At 45.2% G+C, this 16,138-nt stretch carries 14 protein-coding genes; 11 read left to right on the top strand and 3 right to left on the bottom strand.

Annotated elements, in window-relative coordinates:
- Nucleotides 1–95: 95 nt before the first annotated feature.
- The 11 genes from hpaD to dtpB all read left to right on the top strand — a co-directional run bounded on the left by hpaD (nucleotide 96) and on the right by dtpB (nucleotide 12,321).
- Nucleotides 96–971: a 3,4-dihydroxyphenylacetate 2,3-dioxygenase gene (gene hpaD / locus AACS92_RS06260; protein WP_099110489.1), complete on the top strand. Its 876-nt coding sequence runs from the start codon at nucleotides 96–98 to the stop codon at nucleotides 969–971.
- A gap of 12 nt (nucleotides 972–983) precedes the next feature.
- Entirely contained in the window at nucleotides 984–1,382 is a 399-nt protein-coding gene (locus AACS92_RS06255; RefSeq protein ID WP_099110488.1) for a 5-carboxymethyl-2-hydroxymuconate Delta-isomerase, read from the top strand.
- A gap of 102 nt (nucleotides 1,383–1,484) precedes the next feature.
- Complete coding sequence (locus tag AACS92_RS06250; RefSeq protein ID WP_099110486.1) at nucleotides 1,485–2,957, top strand: NAD-dependent succinate-semialdehyde dehydrogenase; 1,473 nt, start codon at nucleotides 1,485–1,487, stop codon at nucleotides 2,955–2,957.
- Between the two features lie 20 nt (nucleotides 2,958–2,977).
- Nucleotides 2,978–3,781, top strand: a complete 804-nt coding sequence (gene hpaH, locus AACS92_RS06245; RefSeq protein WP_099110485.1) for a 2-oxo-hept-4-ene-1,7-dioate hydratase — start codon at nucleotides 2,978–2,980, stop codon at nucleotides 3,779–3,781.
- 65 nt (nucleotides 3,782–3,846) lie between these two features.
- Entirely contained in the window at nucleotides 3,847–4,656 is an 810-nt protein-coding gene (gene hpaI, locus AACS92_RS06240; RefSeq protein WP_099110484.1) for a 4-hydroxy-2-oxoheptanedioate aldolase, read from the top strand.
- 20 nt (nucleotides 4,657–4,676) lie between these two features.
- On the top strand, nucleotides 4,677–6,026 hold the full coding sequence (hpaX, locus tag AACS92_RS06235; RefSeq protein ID WP_099110482.1) for a 4-hydroxyphenylacetate permease: 1,350 nt from the start codon (nucleotides 4,677–4,679) through the stop codon (nucleotides 6,024–6,026).
- Nucleotides 6,027–6,091: 65 nt separating this feature from the next.
- On the top strand, nucleotides 6,092–6,991 hold the full coding sequence (hpaA, locus tag AACS92_RS06230) for a 4-hydroxyphenylacetate catabolism regulatory protein HpaA (protein WP_099110481.1): 900 nt from the start codon (nucleotides 6,092–6,094) through the stop codon (nucleotides 6,989–6,991).
- A 263-nt stretch (nucleotides 6,992–7,254) separates the two neighbouring features.
- The gene (gene hpaB / locus AACS92_RS06225) at nucleotides 7,255–8,817 is read left to right on the top strand and encodes a 4-hydroxyphenylacetate 3-monooxygenase, oxygenase component (RefSeq protein ID WP_099110480.1); all 1,563 of its coding nucleotides are present in this window, start codon (nucleotides 7,255–7,257) and stop codon (nucleotides 8,815–8,817) included.
- A gap of 21 nt (nucleotides 8,818–8,838) precedes the next feature.
- A complete protein-coding gene (gene hpaC, locus AACS92_RS06220; protein ID WP_099110478.1) occupies nucleotides 8,839–9,357 on the top strand; it encodes a 4-hydroxyphenylacetate 3-monooxygenase, reductase component in 519 nt (172 codons plus the stop codon).
- A gap of 238 nt (nucleotides 9,358–9,595) precedes the next feature.
- Nucleotides 9,596–10,195: a LysE family translocator gene (locus tag AACS92_RS06215; protein WP_099110477.1), complete on the top strand. Its 600-nt coding sequence runs from the start codon at nucleotides 9,596–9,598 to the stop codon at nucleotides 10,193–10,195.
- 659 nt (nucleotides 10,196–10,854) lie between these two features.
- Complete coding sequence (dtpB, locus tag AACS92_RS06210) at nucleotides 10,855–12,321, top strand: dipeptide/tripeptide permease DtpB (protein WP_099110476.1); 1,467 nt, start codon at nucleotides 10,855–10,857, stop codon at nucleotides 12,319–12,321.
- Nucleotides 12,322–12,440: 119 nt separating this feature from the next.
- Here the strand turns inward: dtpB and fbaA are convergent, their stop codons facing one another.
- The 3 genes from fbaA to epd form a co-directional block, all read right to left on the bottom strand.
- Nucleotides 12,441–13,517, bottom strand: a complete 1,077-nt coding sequence (gene fbaA / locus AACS92_RS06205) for a class II fructose-bisphosphate aldolase (RefSeq protein ID WP_099110475.1) — start codon at nucleotides 13,515–13,517, stop codon at nucleotides 12,441–12,443.
- 69 nt (nucleotides 13,518–13,586) lie between these two features.
- Nucleotides 13,587–14,753 carry a phosphoglycerate kinase gene (gene pgk / locus AACS92_RS06200; RefSeq protein WP_099110473.1) on the bottom strand — a complete coding sequence of 389 codons (1,167 nt, stop codon included), beginning with the start codon at nucleotides 14,751–14,753 and terminating at the stop codon, nucleotides 13,587–13,589.
- A gap of 146 nt (nucleotides 14,754–14,899) precedes the next feature.
- Entirely contained in the window at nucleotides 14,900–15,934 is a 1,035-nt protein-coding gene (gene epd, locus AACS92_RS06195) for an erythrose-4-phosphate dehydrogenase (protein WP_099110472.1), read from the bottom strand.
- Nucleotides 15,935–16,138: the final 204 nt, after the last annotated feature.

Raw genomic sequence — 16,138 nt, 5'->3', positions numbered from 1 at the left:
TATCCGGAGGATTTCAGACTATAGCCTGAAAAAGCACGGGTATACCTCTTCCAGCGTTAACCGCTTTTCATCATCCTGATACTGAGTGAGGATTTATGGGCAAGTTAGCGTTAGCAGCAAAAATTACACATGTACCTTCTATGTATCTGTCCGAATTACCGGGTAAACACTACGGCTGTCGGCAAAGTGCAATTGACGGGCATAAGGAAATCAGCCGTCGCTGCCGGGAGTTGGGTGTCGATACCATTATCGTGTTTGATACTCACTGGCTGGTCAATAGTGCCTATCATATTAACTGTGCGGAACATTTCTCCGGTATTTATACCAGTAATGAATTACCGCATTTTATCCGCGATATGAGTTATGAGTATGACGGAAACCCCGAGCTGGGGCACATGATCGCAGAAGAAGCGCGCCAGATGGGGGTTCGTGCAAAATCACATGAGATTGCCAGCCTGACGCTGGAATATGGCACATTAGTGCCAATGCGCTATATGAATAGTGACCGTCATTTTAAAGTTATTTCGATTTCTGCCTTTTGTACTGTTCATGCTTTCGAAGATAGCCGTAAGTTGGGAGAAGCCATTTTACGGGCTATTGAGAAATATGATGGCACCGTTGCCGTACTGGCCAGCGGTTCACTCTCCCACAGCTTTATCGATGACCAACGTGCCGAAGAAGGCATGAACAGCTATACCCGCGAGTTTGATGAGCAGATGGATAACCGGGTTGTCAAACTGTGGAAAGAAGGTCGCTTCAGGGAATTTTGCGACATGCTGCCTGAATATGCCCTCTACTGTCGGGGGGAAGGCAATATGCACGATACCGTCATGTTACTCGGGTTACTTGGCTGGGATAAATATGACGGCAAAGTCGAGTTTCTCACGGAATTATTTGCCAGTTCAGGGACAGGACAGGTGAATGCTGTGTTCCCATTACCACATTCTGTTAACCAGACAACTTCCGTCTGACAGGAGTTAGCTATGCCACATTTTTATGCTGAATGTACCGAAAATATCCGCAAAGAAGCCAATTTACCGGAACTGTTTGCGAAAGTGAATCAGGCGCTTGCTGATACCGGCATTTTCCCTCAGGGCGGGATCCGCAGTCGAGCTATTTGGCTGGATACGTGGCAAATGGCAGATGGAAAACAAGATTACGCTTTTGTCCATATGACGCTGAAAATCGGTGCAGGACGCAGCACTGAAGATTGCCAGAAAGTCGGGGAAATGCTGTTTTCGCTCATCAAAGCTCATTTTGCCGATTTAATGGCACAGCGTTACCTTGGTCTCTCTTTTACAATGGAAGAACTTGATCCAATACTGAATTATAAATCCAATAATGTTCATAAGCTGTTTAAATCAAAAAATAAGACATTATGAGTGCCATAATTCAATATGACTGAAATTCAAAGTGACTGAAATTCAAAGTCATTGAAGTACAAAAACGTTAAGTTCACCTTTTTGTTAAATGAAGAGAAAACCATGACAAACCATCTTGATGCTGTATTACACGATTCCTTGTTATTACGTCAGCAGGGTTACATTGACGGAAAATGGCTTGATGCTGACAATAAAGCCACCTTTGCTGTGACAAATCCTGCCACTGGTGACATCATCGCCAATGTCAGTGATATGGGGGCAGCAGAAACTCATCGTGCGATTAAAGCTGCCGAAAAAGCGCTTCCTGCATGGCGTGCCCTGACAGCCAAAAAGCGTAGCCAGATACTCAGGCAGTGGTTCAATTTGGTCATCGATAACCAGAAAACATTGGCAGAACTGCTGAGTATTGAGCAAGGGAAGTCCCATGCTGAGGCGATGGGGGAAATTGCTTATGGTGCCAGTTTTATCGAATGGTTTGCAGAAGAAGGCAAACGCGTTTACGGCGAAACTATCCCTTCCCACATGCCCAGTTGCCGTACATCCACCATCAAGCAACCCATCGGCGTGGTTGCAGCCATTACTCCGTGGAATTTTCCTAATGCCATGATTACCCGCAAAGTCAGCCCGGCACTGGCCGCAGGTTGTACTGTCGTCCTGAAACCTGCCGCAGAAACCCCGCTTTCAGCACTGGCTTTGGTTGTTCTGGCTGAGCAGGCAGGAGTCCCGGCAGGGGTCTTTAATATTGTCACCGGAATGGACGCCAAAGCGATTGGGGAAGCCCTGACTTCAAGCCCTATCGTACGCAAACTCTCTTTTACCGGATCGACGCGTGTTGGGAAATTGCTCATGGCACAAAGCGCCGATACGGTGAAAAAACTCTCTCTTGAGTTAGGTGGCAATGCACCTTTTATTGTTTTTGATGATGCCGACTTAGATGCCGCAGTTAAAGGTGCAATGGCAGCGAAATTCCGTAACAGCGGTCAGACTTGTGTCTGCGCAAACCGGATCCTGGTTCAGGAAAACATTTACGAGGAATTTGCTGAACGTCTGGCTCAGGCGGCCAAGCAATTGCATGTCGGGCCAGCCAGTGATAGCTCATCACAGCAGGGCCCTCTGATTAATCAGGCTGCGATAGATAAAGTTCAGGCGCATGTCAGTGATGCCGTTTCCCGTGGTGCAAGGCTTCTGGTCGGAGGAAAATCCCACAAACTGGGTGGCCTGTTCTTTGAGCCAACCGTACTGGCTGATATTGATGAAACAATGCAAGTTGCCCATGAAGAAACATTCGGCCCTCTGGCTGCCCTGTTCAAATTCCGGGATGAAGAAGAGGCCATTCGCATTGCTAACAGCACAGAGTACGGGCTGGCAGCTTATTTTTATTCCCGCGATATCGGCAGAATTTACCGTGTAGCAGAAGCTCTGGAAAGCGGCATGGTCGGCATTAACGAAGGGCTGATTTCCAACGAAGCTGTTCCGTTCGGGGGCATAAAACAGTCTGGTCTGGGGCGTGAGGGTTCGCGCTACGGCATAGAAGATTATCTGGAAGTGAAATACCTCTGTTTCGGAGGATTATAAACCAAAGGAGTTTGACACATATGCTACAGCAAGAAGTCGTATCACAGGTTGCTCATCGTTTATATCTGGCAGAGAAAGACCGTAAACAGATCCGTCAAATCTCACTGGATTATCCGGAAATAACCATTGAGGATGCATACGCCATTCAGCGTGAATGGGTCAGTATGAAAATGGCGGAAGGCCGGGTATTGAAAGGGCATAAAATTGGCCTGACATCCAGAGCCATGCAGCTCAGTTCACAAATTGAAGAACCGGATTATGGCGCACTGCTGGATGATATGTTTTTTCAGAGCGGTAGCCATATCCCCTGCGAACGTTTTATTGTTCCGCGCATTGAGGTGGAATTGGCATTCGTACTGGCAAAACCGCTGCAAGGCCCGAACTGTACACTGTTTGATGTTTACAATGCGACAGATTACGTTATTCCGGCGCTGGAACTGATCGATGCCCGCTGTCATAACATCGATCCGGAAACCCAGCGCCCGCGTAAAGTCGTAGATACGATTTCTGATAATGCAGCAAATGGGGGCGTCATTATGGGAGGACGCCCCATCAAACCCCATGAGCTGGACTTAAGATGGGTCAGCGCTCTGCTCTATCGCAATGGTGTCGTTGAGGAATCCGGCGTAGCCGCAGCAGTGCTTGACCATCCCGCCAGTGGTGTTGCATGGCTTGCTAATAAACTGGCCCCACACGGTGTCCAGCTTGAAGCGGGCCAGATCATACTGAGTGGCTCTTTCACCCGGCCGGTTGCAGCCCGCAAAGGTGATACATTCCATGTGGATTACGGCGCATTAGGTTCAGTGAGTTGTTATTTTTCTTAAAAATCAGTCTGGTATAAAACATGAATTAAACATTTAATTAAAAATCAGGAGCATAAGGTGCACTCATGGATCAACTGACAAATAGATTCAAACAGGCCCTGCACTCGGGGCAGCCACAAATCGGTTTGTGGCTTGGGCTTTGTAGTTCATACAGCACTGAAATACTGGCGGGAACCGGTTTTGACTGGTTATTAATTGATGGCGAACATGCCCCTAATGATATTACTTCTGTCCTGAATCAGTTACAGGCTATTGCTGCTTACCCAAGCCAGCCGGTTGTGCGTCCGCCGTGGAACGATCCGGTAATTATCAAGCAACTGCTGGATATCGGTGCTCAGACACTGCTCATCCCGATGATTCAGAATGCTGAGCAGGCGCGTGAAGCTGTACGGGCTACCCGTTATCCACCGGAAGGCATTCGGGGTGTAGGCAGTGCGCTGGCAAGAGCTTCGCGCTGGAATCGTATCCCTAATTATCTGGCGCGTGCCAATGAAGAAATGTGTGTGCTGATTCAGGTGGAAACCCGTGAGGCTCTGAATAATTTGTCAGAGATGCTGACGGTTGAGGGTGTTGATGGTGTATTTATCGGCCCGGCAGATCTCAGTGCTGATATGGGGCACCACGGCAACCCCCAACATCCTGAGGTTAAGGCGGCGATCGAACAAGCTATCAGACAAATCAACACAGCAGGCAAAGCTGCCGGAATATTGATGACCAATACTGAAGCGGCAGAGCACTATCTGGATCTCGGTGTGAAGTTTATTGCTGTTGGTGTTGATACCACACTGCTCACCAACGCAGCCAATTCATTGGCGGCACATTTCGGTAAGGGACAGGAAAACACCGTATCGTCTGTATCCAACGCTGCATATTAATCAATAAAAAGGTCACAACCATGAGCAGCTCACCTGAAGCCATACAGAAGCATGATGCACCAGACTATTCACATAAAAACCTCACGGCACAGCAGCAAAGTGTTATCAAAAAATTATTTCGCCGCCTGATCCTGTTTCTGTTTGTCCTGTTCATCTTTTCTTTTCTGGATCGTATCAATATTGGTTTTGCCGGTTTAACGATGGGAAAAGATCTGGGTCTTACATCGACCATGTTCGGGTTAGCTGCAACACTGTTTTATGTGACTTATGTGGCTTTTGGTATTCCCAGTAATATCATGCTGGGTATTGTGGGAGCCAGACGCTGGATTGCCACGATTATGGTGCTGTGGGGGATTGCTTCCACCGCGACAATGTTTGCGACCGGCCCCACCAGCCTGTATATCCTGCGTATGCTGGTCGGAATTGCAGAAGCCGGCTTCCTGCCCGGTATTCTGGTCTATCTGACATATTGGTTTCCGGCTTATTACCGTGCCCGTGCTAATGCCCTGTTTATGATAGCTATGCCTGTCACGATGGCATTTGGCTCGCTCGCATCCGGTTATATTCTGGAAATGGACGGCATCTGGGATCTGCGTGGCTGGCAGTGGCTGTTTTTTCTGGAAGGCTTCCCTTCTGTTCTGCTGGGTATTGTCGTCTGGTTTTATCTGGATGATTCACCAGAGAAAGCAAAGTGGCTGACAAAGGAAGATAAAAAATGCCTACAGGAAATGATAGAGAACGATAAAGTTTCTTTAGCACACCCTGAACCTTCACACGCCAAAACCAGCCTGTGGCGTGAAATTTTTACCCCGATTGTCCTGATGTACACCTTCGCTTATTTCTGCCTGACCAATACGCTGAGCGCCATTAATATCTGGACGCCACAAATTATGCAGAGTTTCAATCAGGGAAGCAGTCACACTGTTATTGGCCTGCTAACAGCCATACCTCAGTTCTGTACCATTTTGGGGATGATCTACTGGAGCCGTCGGTCAGACCGCCTGCAAGAGCGAAAAATGCACACAGCGCTGCCTTTCCTGTTTGCTGCTGTGGGCTGGATCCTGACATCACTGACAGACAACAGCATGATACAGCTTTTAGGCATCATCATGGCATCAACCGGCTCGTTTACTGCGATGGCGGTATTCTGGACGACACCCGATCAATCCATCAGCCTGCGAGCGCGGGCTATTGGGATCGCGGTGATCAATGCCACGGGGAATGTGGGTTCGGCAGTCAGCCCTTTATTGATCGGATGGCTGAAAGATCAGACCGGCAGTTTTAACTCTGGTCTCTATTTTGTCGCCGGGCTGCTGGTGATCGGGGCACTGATAGTTCTGCTGATCCCGATGAAACACGCTAGAACATAAAAATCGGCCAAGTTCCGTCGTCTCAACAAAATATCCTGATTACCGGCTTAAAAGAGAATAAATTGATGTCAGACAGCCAGATAAACAGCGAAGTTATTAGCAATATTGATATCAGTAAAGATTATGATGAAACTCAGGGATCAGATGATGTCCATTATCAGACTTTTGGCCGAATGGCCGCGTTTTTTGGTCGTGATATGCAGGCCCATCGCCATGATGGTTTTTTCCAGCTGCACTATCTGGTCACCGGTCGGATTGAATTACAATTGGACGATCTCCGTTACTCGGTACAGGCTCCGCTGTTTATCCTGACCCCTCCCTCCGTACCTCATGCATTTTTTACGCAGGAAGGCACAGATGGTTATGTACTGACTGTGCGTCAGGAGTTAATTACCCCGCTACTTAACTCGCTCTATCCTGCACATCGGGAACTGATTGATATTCCGGCTTTCTGCCTTTCCATTGCCGATAAACCAGACGAATTGGAAACATTCAGCCACTATTGGGCATTAATTAGACGTGAATCAGCCAATCAATTTGCCGGTCGCGAACAGTCACTGGCTTTCTTGGCACAATCCCTGTTTACTTTTCTTTTACGCAGTATTCCCCTTGAAGATCATCGTGCTGGTGGTGTCAGAGGAGAACTGAAACTCTTCCAGCGCTTTAACCAACTGGTCGATCAGCATTACAGCCAACATCTTACTGTACCGGAGTATGCTCAGATTCTGGGAATTACAGAATCACGTCTGAAAGATATGTGTCGCCGGTTTGCAAATCGTCCACCTAAGAGATTGATCTTTGACCGTCAATTAAGGGAAGCAAAACGGTTACTGTTGTTCAGTGATAGCCCGGTATTTGAAGTGGCATACCAGTTAGGATTCAAAGATCCGGCTTATTTCGCCCGGTTTTTTAATCGTCTGGAAGGGTGTTCACCGAGTATCTGGCGAGAAAATAACGTCAAATAACCATAAAATACCATTATCATAAAATACAATCACATTCAGATATAACTTCTGATCGGGCACGCTTATATCAAAACACAAAGCTGATCACATTTACGTAACAAATTACCCATTTTACCGAAAAGTACCTGCGGTTCTTCTGAAAGTCTCTTCAGATATTCTCCCTCAGTCGCTTCAATTAAATATATAAATCAACATTTATTTAACACTCAACCTCCCATTAAGATAACAAATCAGAATGGAAGGCTTCGGATGATGAGGTAGCTATGAAACCAGAAGATTTTCGTGCCGATAAAACACGTCCGTTAACCAGTAAAGAATATATGCAGTCACTACAGGATGGGCGGGAAATTTATATCTATGGTAAACGGGTCAAGGATGTGACGACGCATCCCGCTTTTCGCAATGCTGCTGCCTCTATCAGCCAATTATATGACGCTCTGCATGATCCAAAGACTCATGACATTCTCTGTTGGAATACTGATACCGGTAGCGGCGGCTATACTCACAAATTCTTTCGTTTCGCAACCAGCCCAGATGACATCCGCCAGCAACGTGATGCCATTGCTGAATGGTCACGCCAGAGCTATGGCTGGATGGGTCGTACACCGGATTATAAAGCGGCATTTTGCTGTGCTTTAGGGGCTTATCCGGAGTTTTATGGGCAATTTTCCGATAATGCCCGCAGTTGGTATAAACGCATTCAGGAAAATGCGCTTTATTTTAACCATGCCATCGTCAACCCCCCGATTGATCGTCATAAACCCGCCGATCAGGTTAAAGATGTTTTTATCCAGATAGAAAAAGAAACGGATGCAGGAATTATTGTCAGCGGTGCCAAAGTCGTGGCAACCAATTCCGCCTTAACTCATTATAATTTTATCGGTTTCGGCTCGGCGCAGGTTATGGGTGATAACCCTGATTTTGCCCTGATGTTTGTCGCCCCAATGGATTCTGACGGCGTCAAATTAATCTCCCGAGCCTCCTATGAACTGACAGCAGGTGCGACCGGATCACCTTTTGATTACCCACTTTCCAGCCGGTTTGATGAAAATGATGCCATTCTGGTGATGGATAAAGTGTTAATTCCGTGGGAAAACGTGTTAATTTATCGTGACTTTGATCGCGCACGTAATTGGGCGGTTCAAAGTGGTTTTGCCCGTCTGTTTCCTATGCAGGCCTGTGTGCGTCTGGCCGTTAAACTGGACTTTATCACCGGATTACTGCAAAAGAGCCTGGAATGTACTGGCGTGGTGGATTTTAGGGGCGTTCAGGCTGATTTGGGTGAAGTCGTGGCGTGGCGCAATCTGTTCTGGTCGCTGACAGATGCAATGTGGGCAGAAGCAAAACCGTGGGAAGGTGGAGCCCACCTGCCGGACACTCAGGCAATACAGACTTATCGGGTCATGGCACCAATGGCTTATACAAAAATTAAAAATATCATTGAACGTAATGTCACCAGTGGATTAATTTATTTACCATCCAGTGTACGAGATATGAATAACCCTGAAATCAGTCAGTACCTTGAAAAATATGTCAGGGGTTCAAATGGCATTGATCATGTTGAACGCATTAAAATTCTGAAACTAATGTGGGATGCCATTGGCAGTGAATTTGGTGGACGCCATGAATTGTATGAAATCAACTATGCTGGTAGTCAGGATGAAATTCGCCTGCAATGCCTGCGCCATGCGTATGGTTCTGGCAATATGAAAAAAATGACTGAGCTGGTGGATCAGTGTCTCTCTGATTATGATGTAAATGGCTGGGTAAGCCCCCACTTACACAACAACAATGATATTAATTTATTAGATACGCTACTGAAATAAATGAGTAGCAGGAGACTTATAATGTCTTTAGAAAATGAACATCGCTTGCTATTCAGAGATGCGATGGCAAGCCTTTCCGCGGCGGTGAATATTATCACAACCGATGGCCCGGCCGGGCGCTGCGGTATGACAGCGACGGCAGTATGCTCCGTAACGGATACTCCGCCGACTTTGATGGTGTGCATAAACCGTAACAGTGCAATGAATCAGGTATTTCAGGGTAATGGCCAGCTATGTGTCAATATCCTGAATCATGAGCAGGAATTGCTGGCCCGCCATTTTGCGGGTATGACTGAAGCCAGTATGGAAGAGCGCTTCAGCTGGGATATCTGGCACACAGGCTCATTAGGGCAACCCATGCTGAAAGGAACACTCGCTAGTCTGGAAGGAAGCATCGAACAGGTACAGGAAATCGGCACACACAATGTTTACCTGGTCGAAATCAAACAGCTTCATGTTCTGGAAGAAGGCCACGGGCTGATCTACTTTAAGCGTGCTTTTCATCAGGTGATGAACAAAACTCTGGCTACCGCAGTTTGAAGTGAAGCTAAAAATTAAAATTAGGTATAAGGGCAAGGACGTAAAGCCCTTTACTTTCTCAACTGGCTTTTATCCGTTGTCTTTCAGGCAGTATCTTTGTTAGCTGGGCAAATGAATTCCTCGCTAATTTATCACTCTCATACCACCATGATTCAACTCAAAATTTATTAGGTATATAATCAAGGGGTCTCAACGTCATAGACATTCCGACAAGAGTCATTAATATACAGGTGGAATTTTGAATATTTCAGGCTTCATTCTTACGATATTACCTATCGCCTTATCTCCCGGAGCAAGTTTTACCCTCGGCATGACAAATGCTATTAACAGTGGAATAAAAGGTTTACTTTCCATCATAGTCGGGACAGCTTTAGGTATTTACACCCACGCATTACTGGTTGGTCTAGGTATTACCGGTATAGTGACAAAATATCCCCTTATTATGCATGCCATAAAAATCATTGGAACAATTTATCTAATCTATCTCTCTTGTATATTAATAAAAAACGGAATTTATTCCGGTAAAAAAATAACAGAAAAAGGGACGAAGGTTGCAACAATAAAAGACGCCTATATCGCCAACATTCTGAATATAAAAGCGATCCTACTCTACCTTACTGTAGTGCCTGGTTTTTTAACATCTGACTATATTAGTGTATTAAATTTTATCATTCTTGCTTCTATCCATATTATTATTACAACAATCTGGTTATTATCATTTGGTTATATTGTCATATTTGCTGCAAGAAAAATAAACTTCAGCATCGTAAGCCGGTTTGTTAATACAGTAGGTGGAGTTTGTTTATTATATTTTACTCTTGCTCCGTATATTCTATAGTGTCACTTCCGTGTTATATCACTATTGCCGTTAAAATGACCTCTTTGTTGGCAGCTCAATTCTCTTCCCTTCGCTAGAAAAACCGTTCCCAGTTTAGTTACTTCCTTCGATGATGCAACTCAAAATCCATTGAGCATAGCTGGTTTTCTGACTGAACCAACAATGATAAACCATCCCACGAACTGATTTATTATTTAATAAATATGATAAATTATATAAAACGTGTAGTTTTATGTAGCTCTATTTCATGCAGAAACAAACAAAAAAACCAAATACATAACATAAACTTAATATATTGATATTAGTGTTCAAAACTTTCCGCGTACACCTTTTGAGTAGTCACTTTAACCATCAGAATGGAGAACAAAGAGCAAACAAACATCAAATCGCTTTATTTACGAACACTTAAACCATTAATAAGTGATTTCTCCTATTAATTTAGTGAATATTCTGTCAAATCTGGTATTAATTTTTGCATTAGTGTGATCAACCACTGAGAAGATATTATGCCAGTATATTAACCTCCCGCGCTTTCGATCACTCTGAATAATTAAACAAAAACACAACCCGTGCAATACATTATGTTACTTTTATGTTAACAACAGTATAAACTCTGGATGTATTGTCCATTGGTATGACAACTAACAGAGGCAATTACTATGAATAAAACCGCTCCAGTCGGTTTATGGGATCAACCGAAGCCCTTTTTCATGATTTTTTTTGTAGAATTATGGGAAAGATTTGGCTACTACGGCGTTCAAGGCATTCTCGCTGTTTACTTCGTTAAACAGCTTGGTTTTTCAGAAACACAGGCATTTATTACCTTTGGTGCATTTACTGCGCTGGTTTATGGTTTGATTTCCATCGGTGGTTATGTAGGAGACCACTTGCTGGGAACAAAACGAACCATCATTCTGGGTGCTATTATACTGGCAATAGGCTACTTTCTGATTGGCCTTTCCATTATGGAACCAGAACTGATTTTTTATGCTTTGGGAACTGTCGCGGTTGGTAATGGTCTGTTCAAAGCTAACCCCGCAAGCCTGCTGGCTAAGTGCTACCAGCCACAAGATCCACGTTTAGATGGTGCTTTTACACTATTCTATATGTCCATCAATCTTGGTTCTCTGGTTTCTCTTTCTCTCGCTCCCGTTATTGCTGAAAAATATGGCTATGCTGTTACCTATAATATCTGTGGTATCGGCCTGATTATCGCTCTGTTGGTTTACATCGCCTGTCGCCGTATGGTACATGACATCGGTTCTGAGCCAGACCATGCTCCTCTTAACTACATAACCCTATTTTTAGTTTTACTCGGCTCAGCAGGGATGGTAGGGGTCTGTGCGTGGCTATTGCACAATATTGATATTGCTAATCTCGTTCTTATGGCAATTTCAGCTATCGTTGTGGTGATTTTCTTCTGGCAGGCATTCAAACAGGATAAAGTCGGCCGCAATAAAATGTTTGTGGCATTTATCCTGATGATTCAGGCTATTGTGTTCTTTATGCTGTACAACCAAATGCCAACCTCCCTCAACTTCTTTGCCATCAACAATGTTAATACCCAAATCTTCGGTTTTAATATTAACCCCATCAGCTTTCAGGCTCTGAACCCATTCTGGATCATCGTCGCCAGCCCGATTCTGGCTGTGCTTTACACCCGTCTGGGAGCAAAAGGCAAAGATTTTTCTATGCCAACGAAGTTTACCGTCGGTATGTTCCTGTGTTCTCTTGGCTTTCTGACGGCAGCCGCTGCCGGCCTGTTCGCCGATGAACATGGCATGACTTCACCGTGGTTTATCGTACTGGTTTACCTGTTCCAGAGTATCGGGGAGTTGATGATCAGTGCATTAGGGCTGGCAATGGTTGCTGCGTTTGTTCCCAGCTATCTGACAGGGTTTATTCTGGGTATGTGGTTCTTATCTCAGGCTGCTGCATCAGTACTGGGAAGCTATATAGCAACATTCACTGCCGCACCAGAAGGTGTTACTGACCCTCTGCAAACGCTGCCGATATATACGGGCGTATTCGGTAAAATAGGTATTGCCACTCTCATTGTTGCCGTGGTTATGGCTTTCATGGTGCCGTGGCTGAACCGTATTATGAAAGATGGCGCAAGAGCCTAACTGATTTAATTCGGTTTCATTAAAAAAATTCCCGCCCGTTAATCATGAAAATAACGGGCGGGAACTAAGAAACGTTAATCGACTAAAGCGACTTTAATCCATGCCAATCAGTATGGAAATTACAGTACATCAACCGCATTCAGTTCTTTGAAAGCCTGTTCCAGACGAACTTCCATTGAAACCTGACCAGCACGCAACCACACACGTGGATCATAGAATTTCTTATTAGGTTTATCCGCGCCTTCCGGGTTACCCAATTGACCTTGCAGATAACCTTCATTCTTCTTGTAGTAGTTCAGAATACCTTCCCAAGTAGCCCATTGGGTATCAGTGTCAATATTCATTTTAACTACGCCGTAGCTGACAGCTTCCTGAATCTCTTCTGCGGTAGAACCAGAACCACCGTGGAAAACAAAATCCAGACTATTGTGTGGCAGGTTGAATTTCTCTGAAACATAGTCCTGAGAATTACGCAGAATTTTTGGCGTCAGTTTAACGTTACCCGGTTTGTATACACCGTGAACGTTACCGAAAGAGGCCGCAATGGTAAAACGTGGGCTAATCGCGTTCAGTTTTTCATACGCATAAGCTACATCTTCTGGCTGAGTGTACAAAGAGGAGCTATCCAGATGGCTGTTATCAACACCATCTTCTTCACCACCCGTACAACCCAATTCGATTTCCAGCGTCATGTCAATTTTCGCCATACGCGCCAGATACTGGCTGCAAATCTCGATATTTTCTTCCAGAGATTCTTCTGACAGATCAATCATATGGGAAGAGAACAGAGGCTTGCCTGTCTGAGCATAGTGTTTCTCACCCGCGTCTAACAGACCATCAATCCACGGCAGCAATTTGCGTGCACAGTGGTCAGTATGCAGGATCACCGGCACACCATAATGCTCTGCCATCTGATGCACATGATAAGCACCAGAAATTGCACCCAGAATTGCTGCCTGCTGACCTTCCACTTTCAGGCCTTTACCTGCTACAAATGCTGCACCGCCATTGGAAAACTGGATGATTACCGGAGCACGTACTTTTGCCGCTGTTTCTAACACAGCATTGATAGAATCAGTACCGACACAGTTAACTGCCGGTAAGGCAAAATTATGTTCTTTTGCGATGGCAAAGACTTTTTGAACATCATCACCAGTGATGACACCCGGTTTTACGAAATCAAAAATTTTAGACATGTTACGTGGTCCTGTATTGACATTGAGCAGGCAGTATTTACTGCCTGCTATCACAACGAGTTACTCAACTTAGTTACTGTTAGCACGTTCTTCCAGCATCACAACGGCGGGGGGTTTTTTGCCTTCAACAAACTCAAGGAAAGCACCACCACCTGTAGAGATGTAAGAGATTTTGTCAGCAATCTCAAAAAGATCGATTGCCGCTAAAGTATCACCGCCACCTGCAATTGAGAAAGCATCGCTCTCTGCAATCGCACGGGCAATAATTTCGGTTCCTTTGCGGAAATTCGGGAATTCAAATACACCAACCGGGCCATTCCAGAGAATGGTTTTTGCACCTTGCAGGATTTCAGCCAGACGTTCAGCGGAAGCATCACCCAAATCGAGGATCTGCTCTTCATCTTTAATTTCACTGGTTGATTTCAACGTGGCTTCAGCTGTTTCAGAGAACTCTGTCGCAACACGAACATCCGTAGGTACCGGAATATCACAGCATTCCAGCAGTTTTTTCGCTTCCGGGATCAAATCATCTTCGTACAGGGAACGACCAACATTGTGGCCTTCAGCAGCAACAAAAGTATTGGCAATTCCACCACCAACGATAAGCTGATCAGCAATTTTGGACAGTGAATCAAGAACAGTCAGTTTAGTAGAAACTTTAGAGCCACCCACAATCGCGACCATTGGGCGAGCAGGGTTATGTAATGCTTTCCCCAAAGCTTCCAGTTCACCGGATAACAATGGACCTGCACAGGCAATTGGCGCAAATTTAGCAACGCCGTGAGTTGAAGCCTGAGCACGATGGGCTGTACCAAAGGCATCCATGACATAAACATCACACAATGCGGCATACTGTTTTGATAATGTTTCGTCGTCTTTTTTCTCACCTTTGTTAAAGCGAACGTTCTCCAGAACAACTAATTCGCCTTCCGCCACTTCAACGCCATTCAGATAATTTTTTTCCAGGCGGACAGGAGAAGAAAGTGCTGCTTTCAGGTAATCAACGACAGGTTGTAGTGAAAACTCTTCGTTGTACTCTCCCTCAGTCGGGCGTCCCAGGTGAGAAGTAACCATGACTTTGGCTCCCTGACTCAGCGCAGCCTCGATCGTCGGCAAAGACGCACGAATACGTGCATCTGAGGTAACTTTGCCATCTTTTACAGGCACATTCAGATCAGCCCGGATCAGAACTCGTTTACCCGCCAGATCTAAATCAGTCATCTTAATTACAGACATGGTGAATCCTCTCATTGATTCTCTATAAAATTACTCAATCCCCTGCTGTATGCCATTTGTTCAACCATATTTAATTTAATAACATCTGATCTCACAAAATCCGACACAATATTATCGATACAACAGACGATTTATTTGAAACCCGTTTATTTGAAACCTTTAGAAGCCATTGCCAGCGTTGTGTCAAGCATACGATTGGCAAAGCCCCACTCATTATCACACCAAACAAGTGTTTTAATCAGGTGGTTTCCGCTCACTCTTGTTTGTGTGCCATCCACGATGGCGCTGTGAGGGTCGTGGTTAAAATCCGTTGAGACCAACGGCAAATCGGTGAAATCCACTATACCACGAAACGAACTCACTGCTGATTTTTGCAGTAGTTGGTTTACCTCACTGACATTAACGGCAGCACTGACTGTAACACTCAAATCAATCGCAGTGACGTTGATGGTGGGAACCCGTACAGAAATAGCTTCAAACCGGTTACTGAATTTGGGAAAGATACGAGTGATCCCCGCGGCCAGTTTAGTATCGACAGGTATAATCGACTGGCTGGCTGCCCGGGTTCGACGCAGGTCACTGTGATAGGCATCAATTACTGGTTGATCATTCATGGATGCGTGGATTGTTGTCACCGTTCCTGATTCAATATTGAACGCATCATCCAACACCTTAATAATCGGGATAATGCAATTTGTCGTACAGGATGCATTCGAAACTATGCAATCTTCCGCAGACAACAGTTCATGATTCACACCGTATACCACAGTCGCATCCAGATCGTTTCCTCCCGGATGGGCAAACAGTACTTTTTTAGCACCACTAGCGAGATGGGCTTCCCCATCGGCGCGTTCACCATACTGACCGGTACAATCGAGTACAATATCAATACCCAGTTCTTTCCACGGTAAAGCCGAAATATCGGGTTGATGAAACAGCCGGATACTGTCATCCCCCACATGCAAGACTGTATTATTCAAACCTATCTTGTTCAGGCACACATCCCATGCAAAACGCCCATGGCTGGAATCATATTTCAATAAGTGAGCGATACCTTCTGCATCAGCCAACTCATTGATGGCGATAACTTCAATTTCAGCCCGACGCCCGGATTCGTAGAGCGCACGCAGGACACTGCGGCCTATTCTCCCAAACCCGTTAATCGCTACCCTGATTGTCATGTTACTCCCTGAATTTCTCTGTTGTCACGCAACGGCTTAGGATAACTGAGCAGGTGCAAATTGTACGGATGATTCATCATAAAATTAATCAGATTGTGACAGACAAGACATTTTGCATGCGATAACTGAAACGGTTCAGCTAATTATAAGGGAAGACTACGAGAAAAAAGGGCTAATAGCAAGGATCGTTAATAGCATAACAAA

Origin of the sequence: Xenorhabdus sp. KJ12.1 (assembly GCF_963876495.1) — a bacterium.
Lineage (GTDB): Bacteria > Pseudomonadota > Gammaproteobacteria > Enterobacterales > Enterobacteriaceae > Xenorhabdus > Xenorhabdus stockiae.
This window is presented reverse-complemented; position numbering and strand designations above follow the sequence as displayed.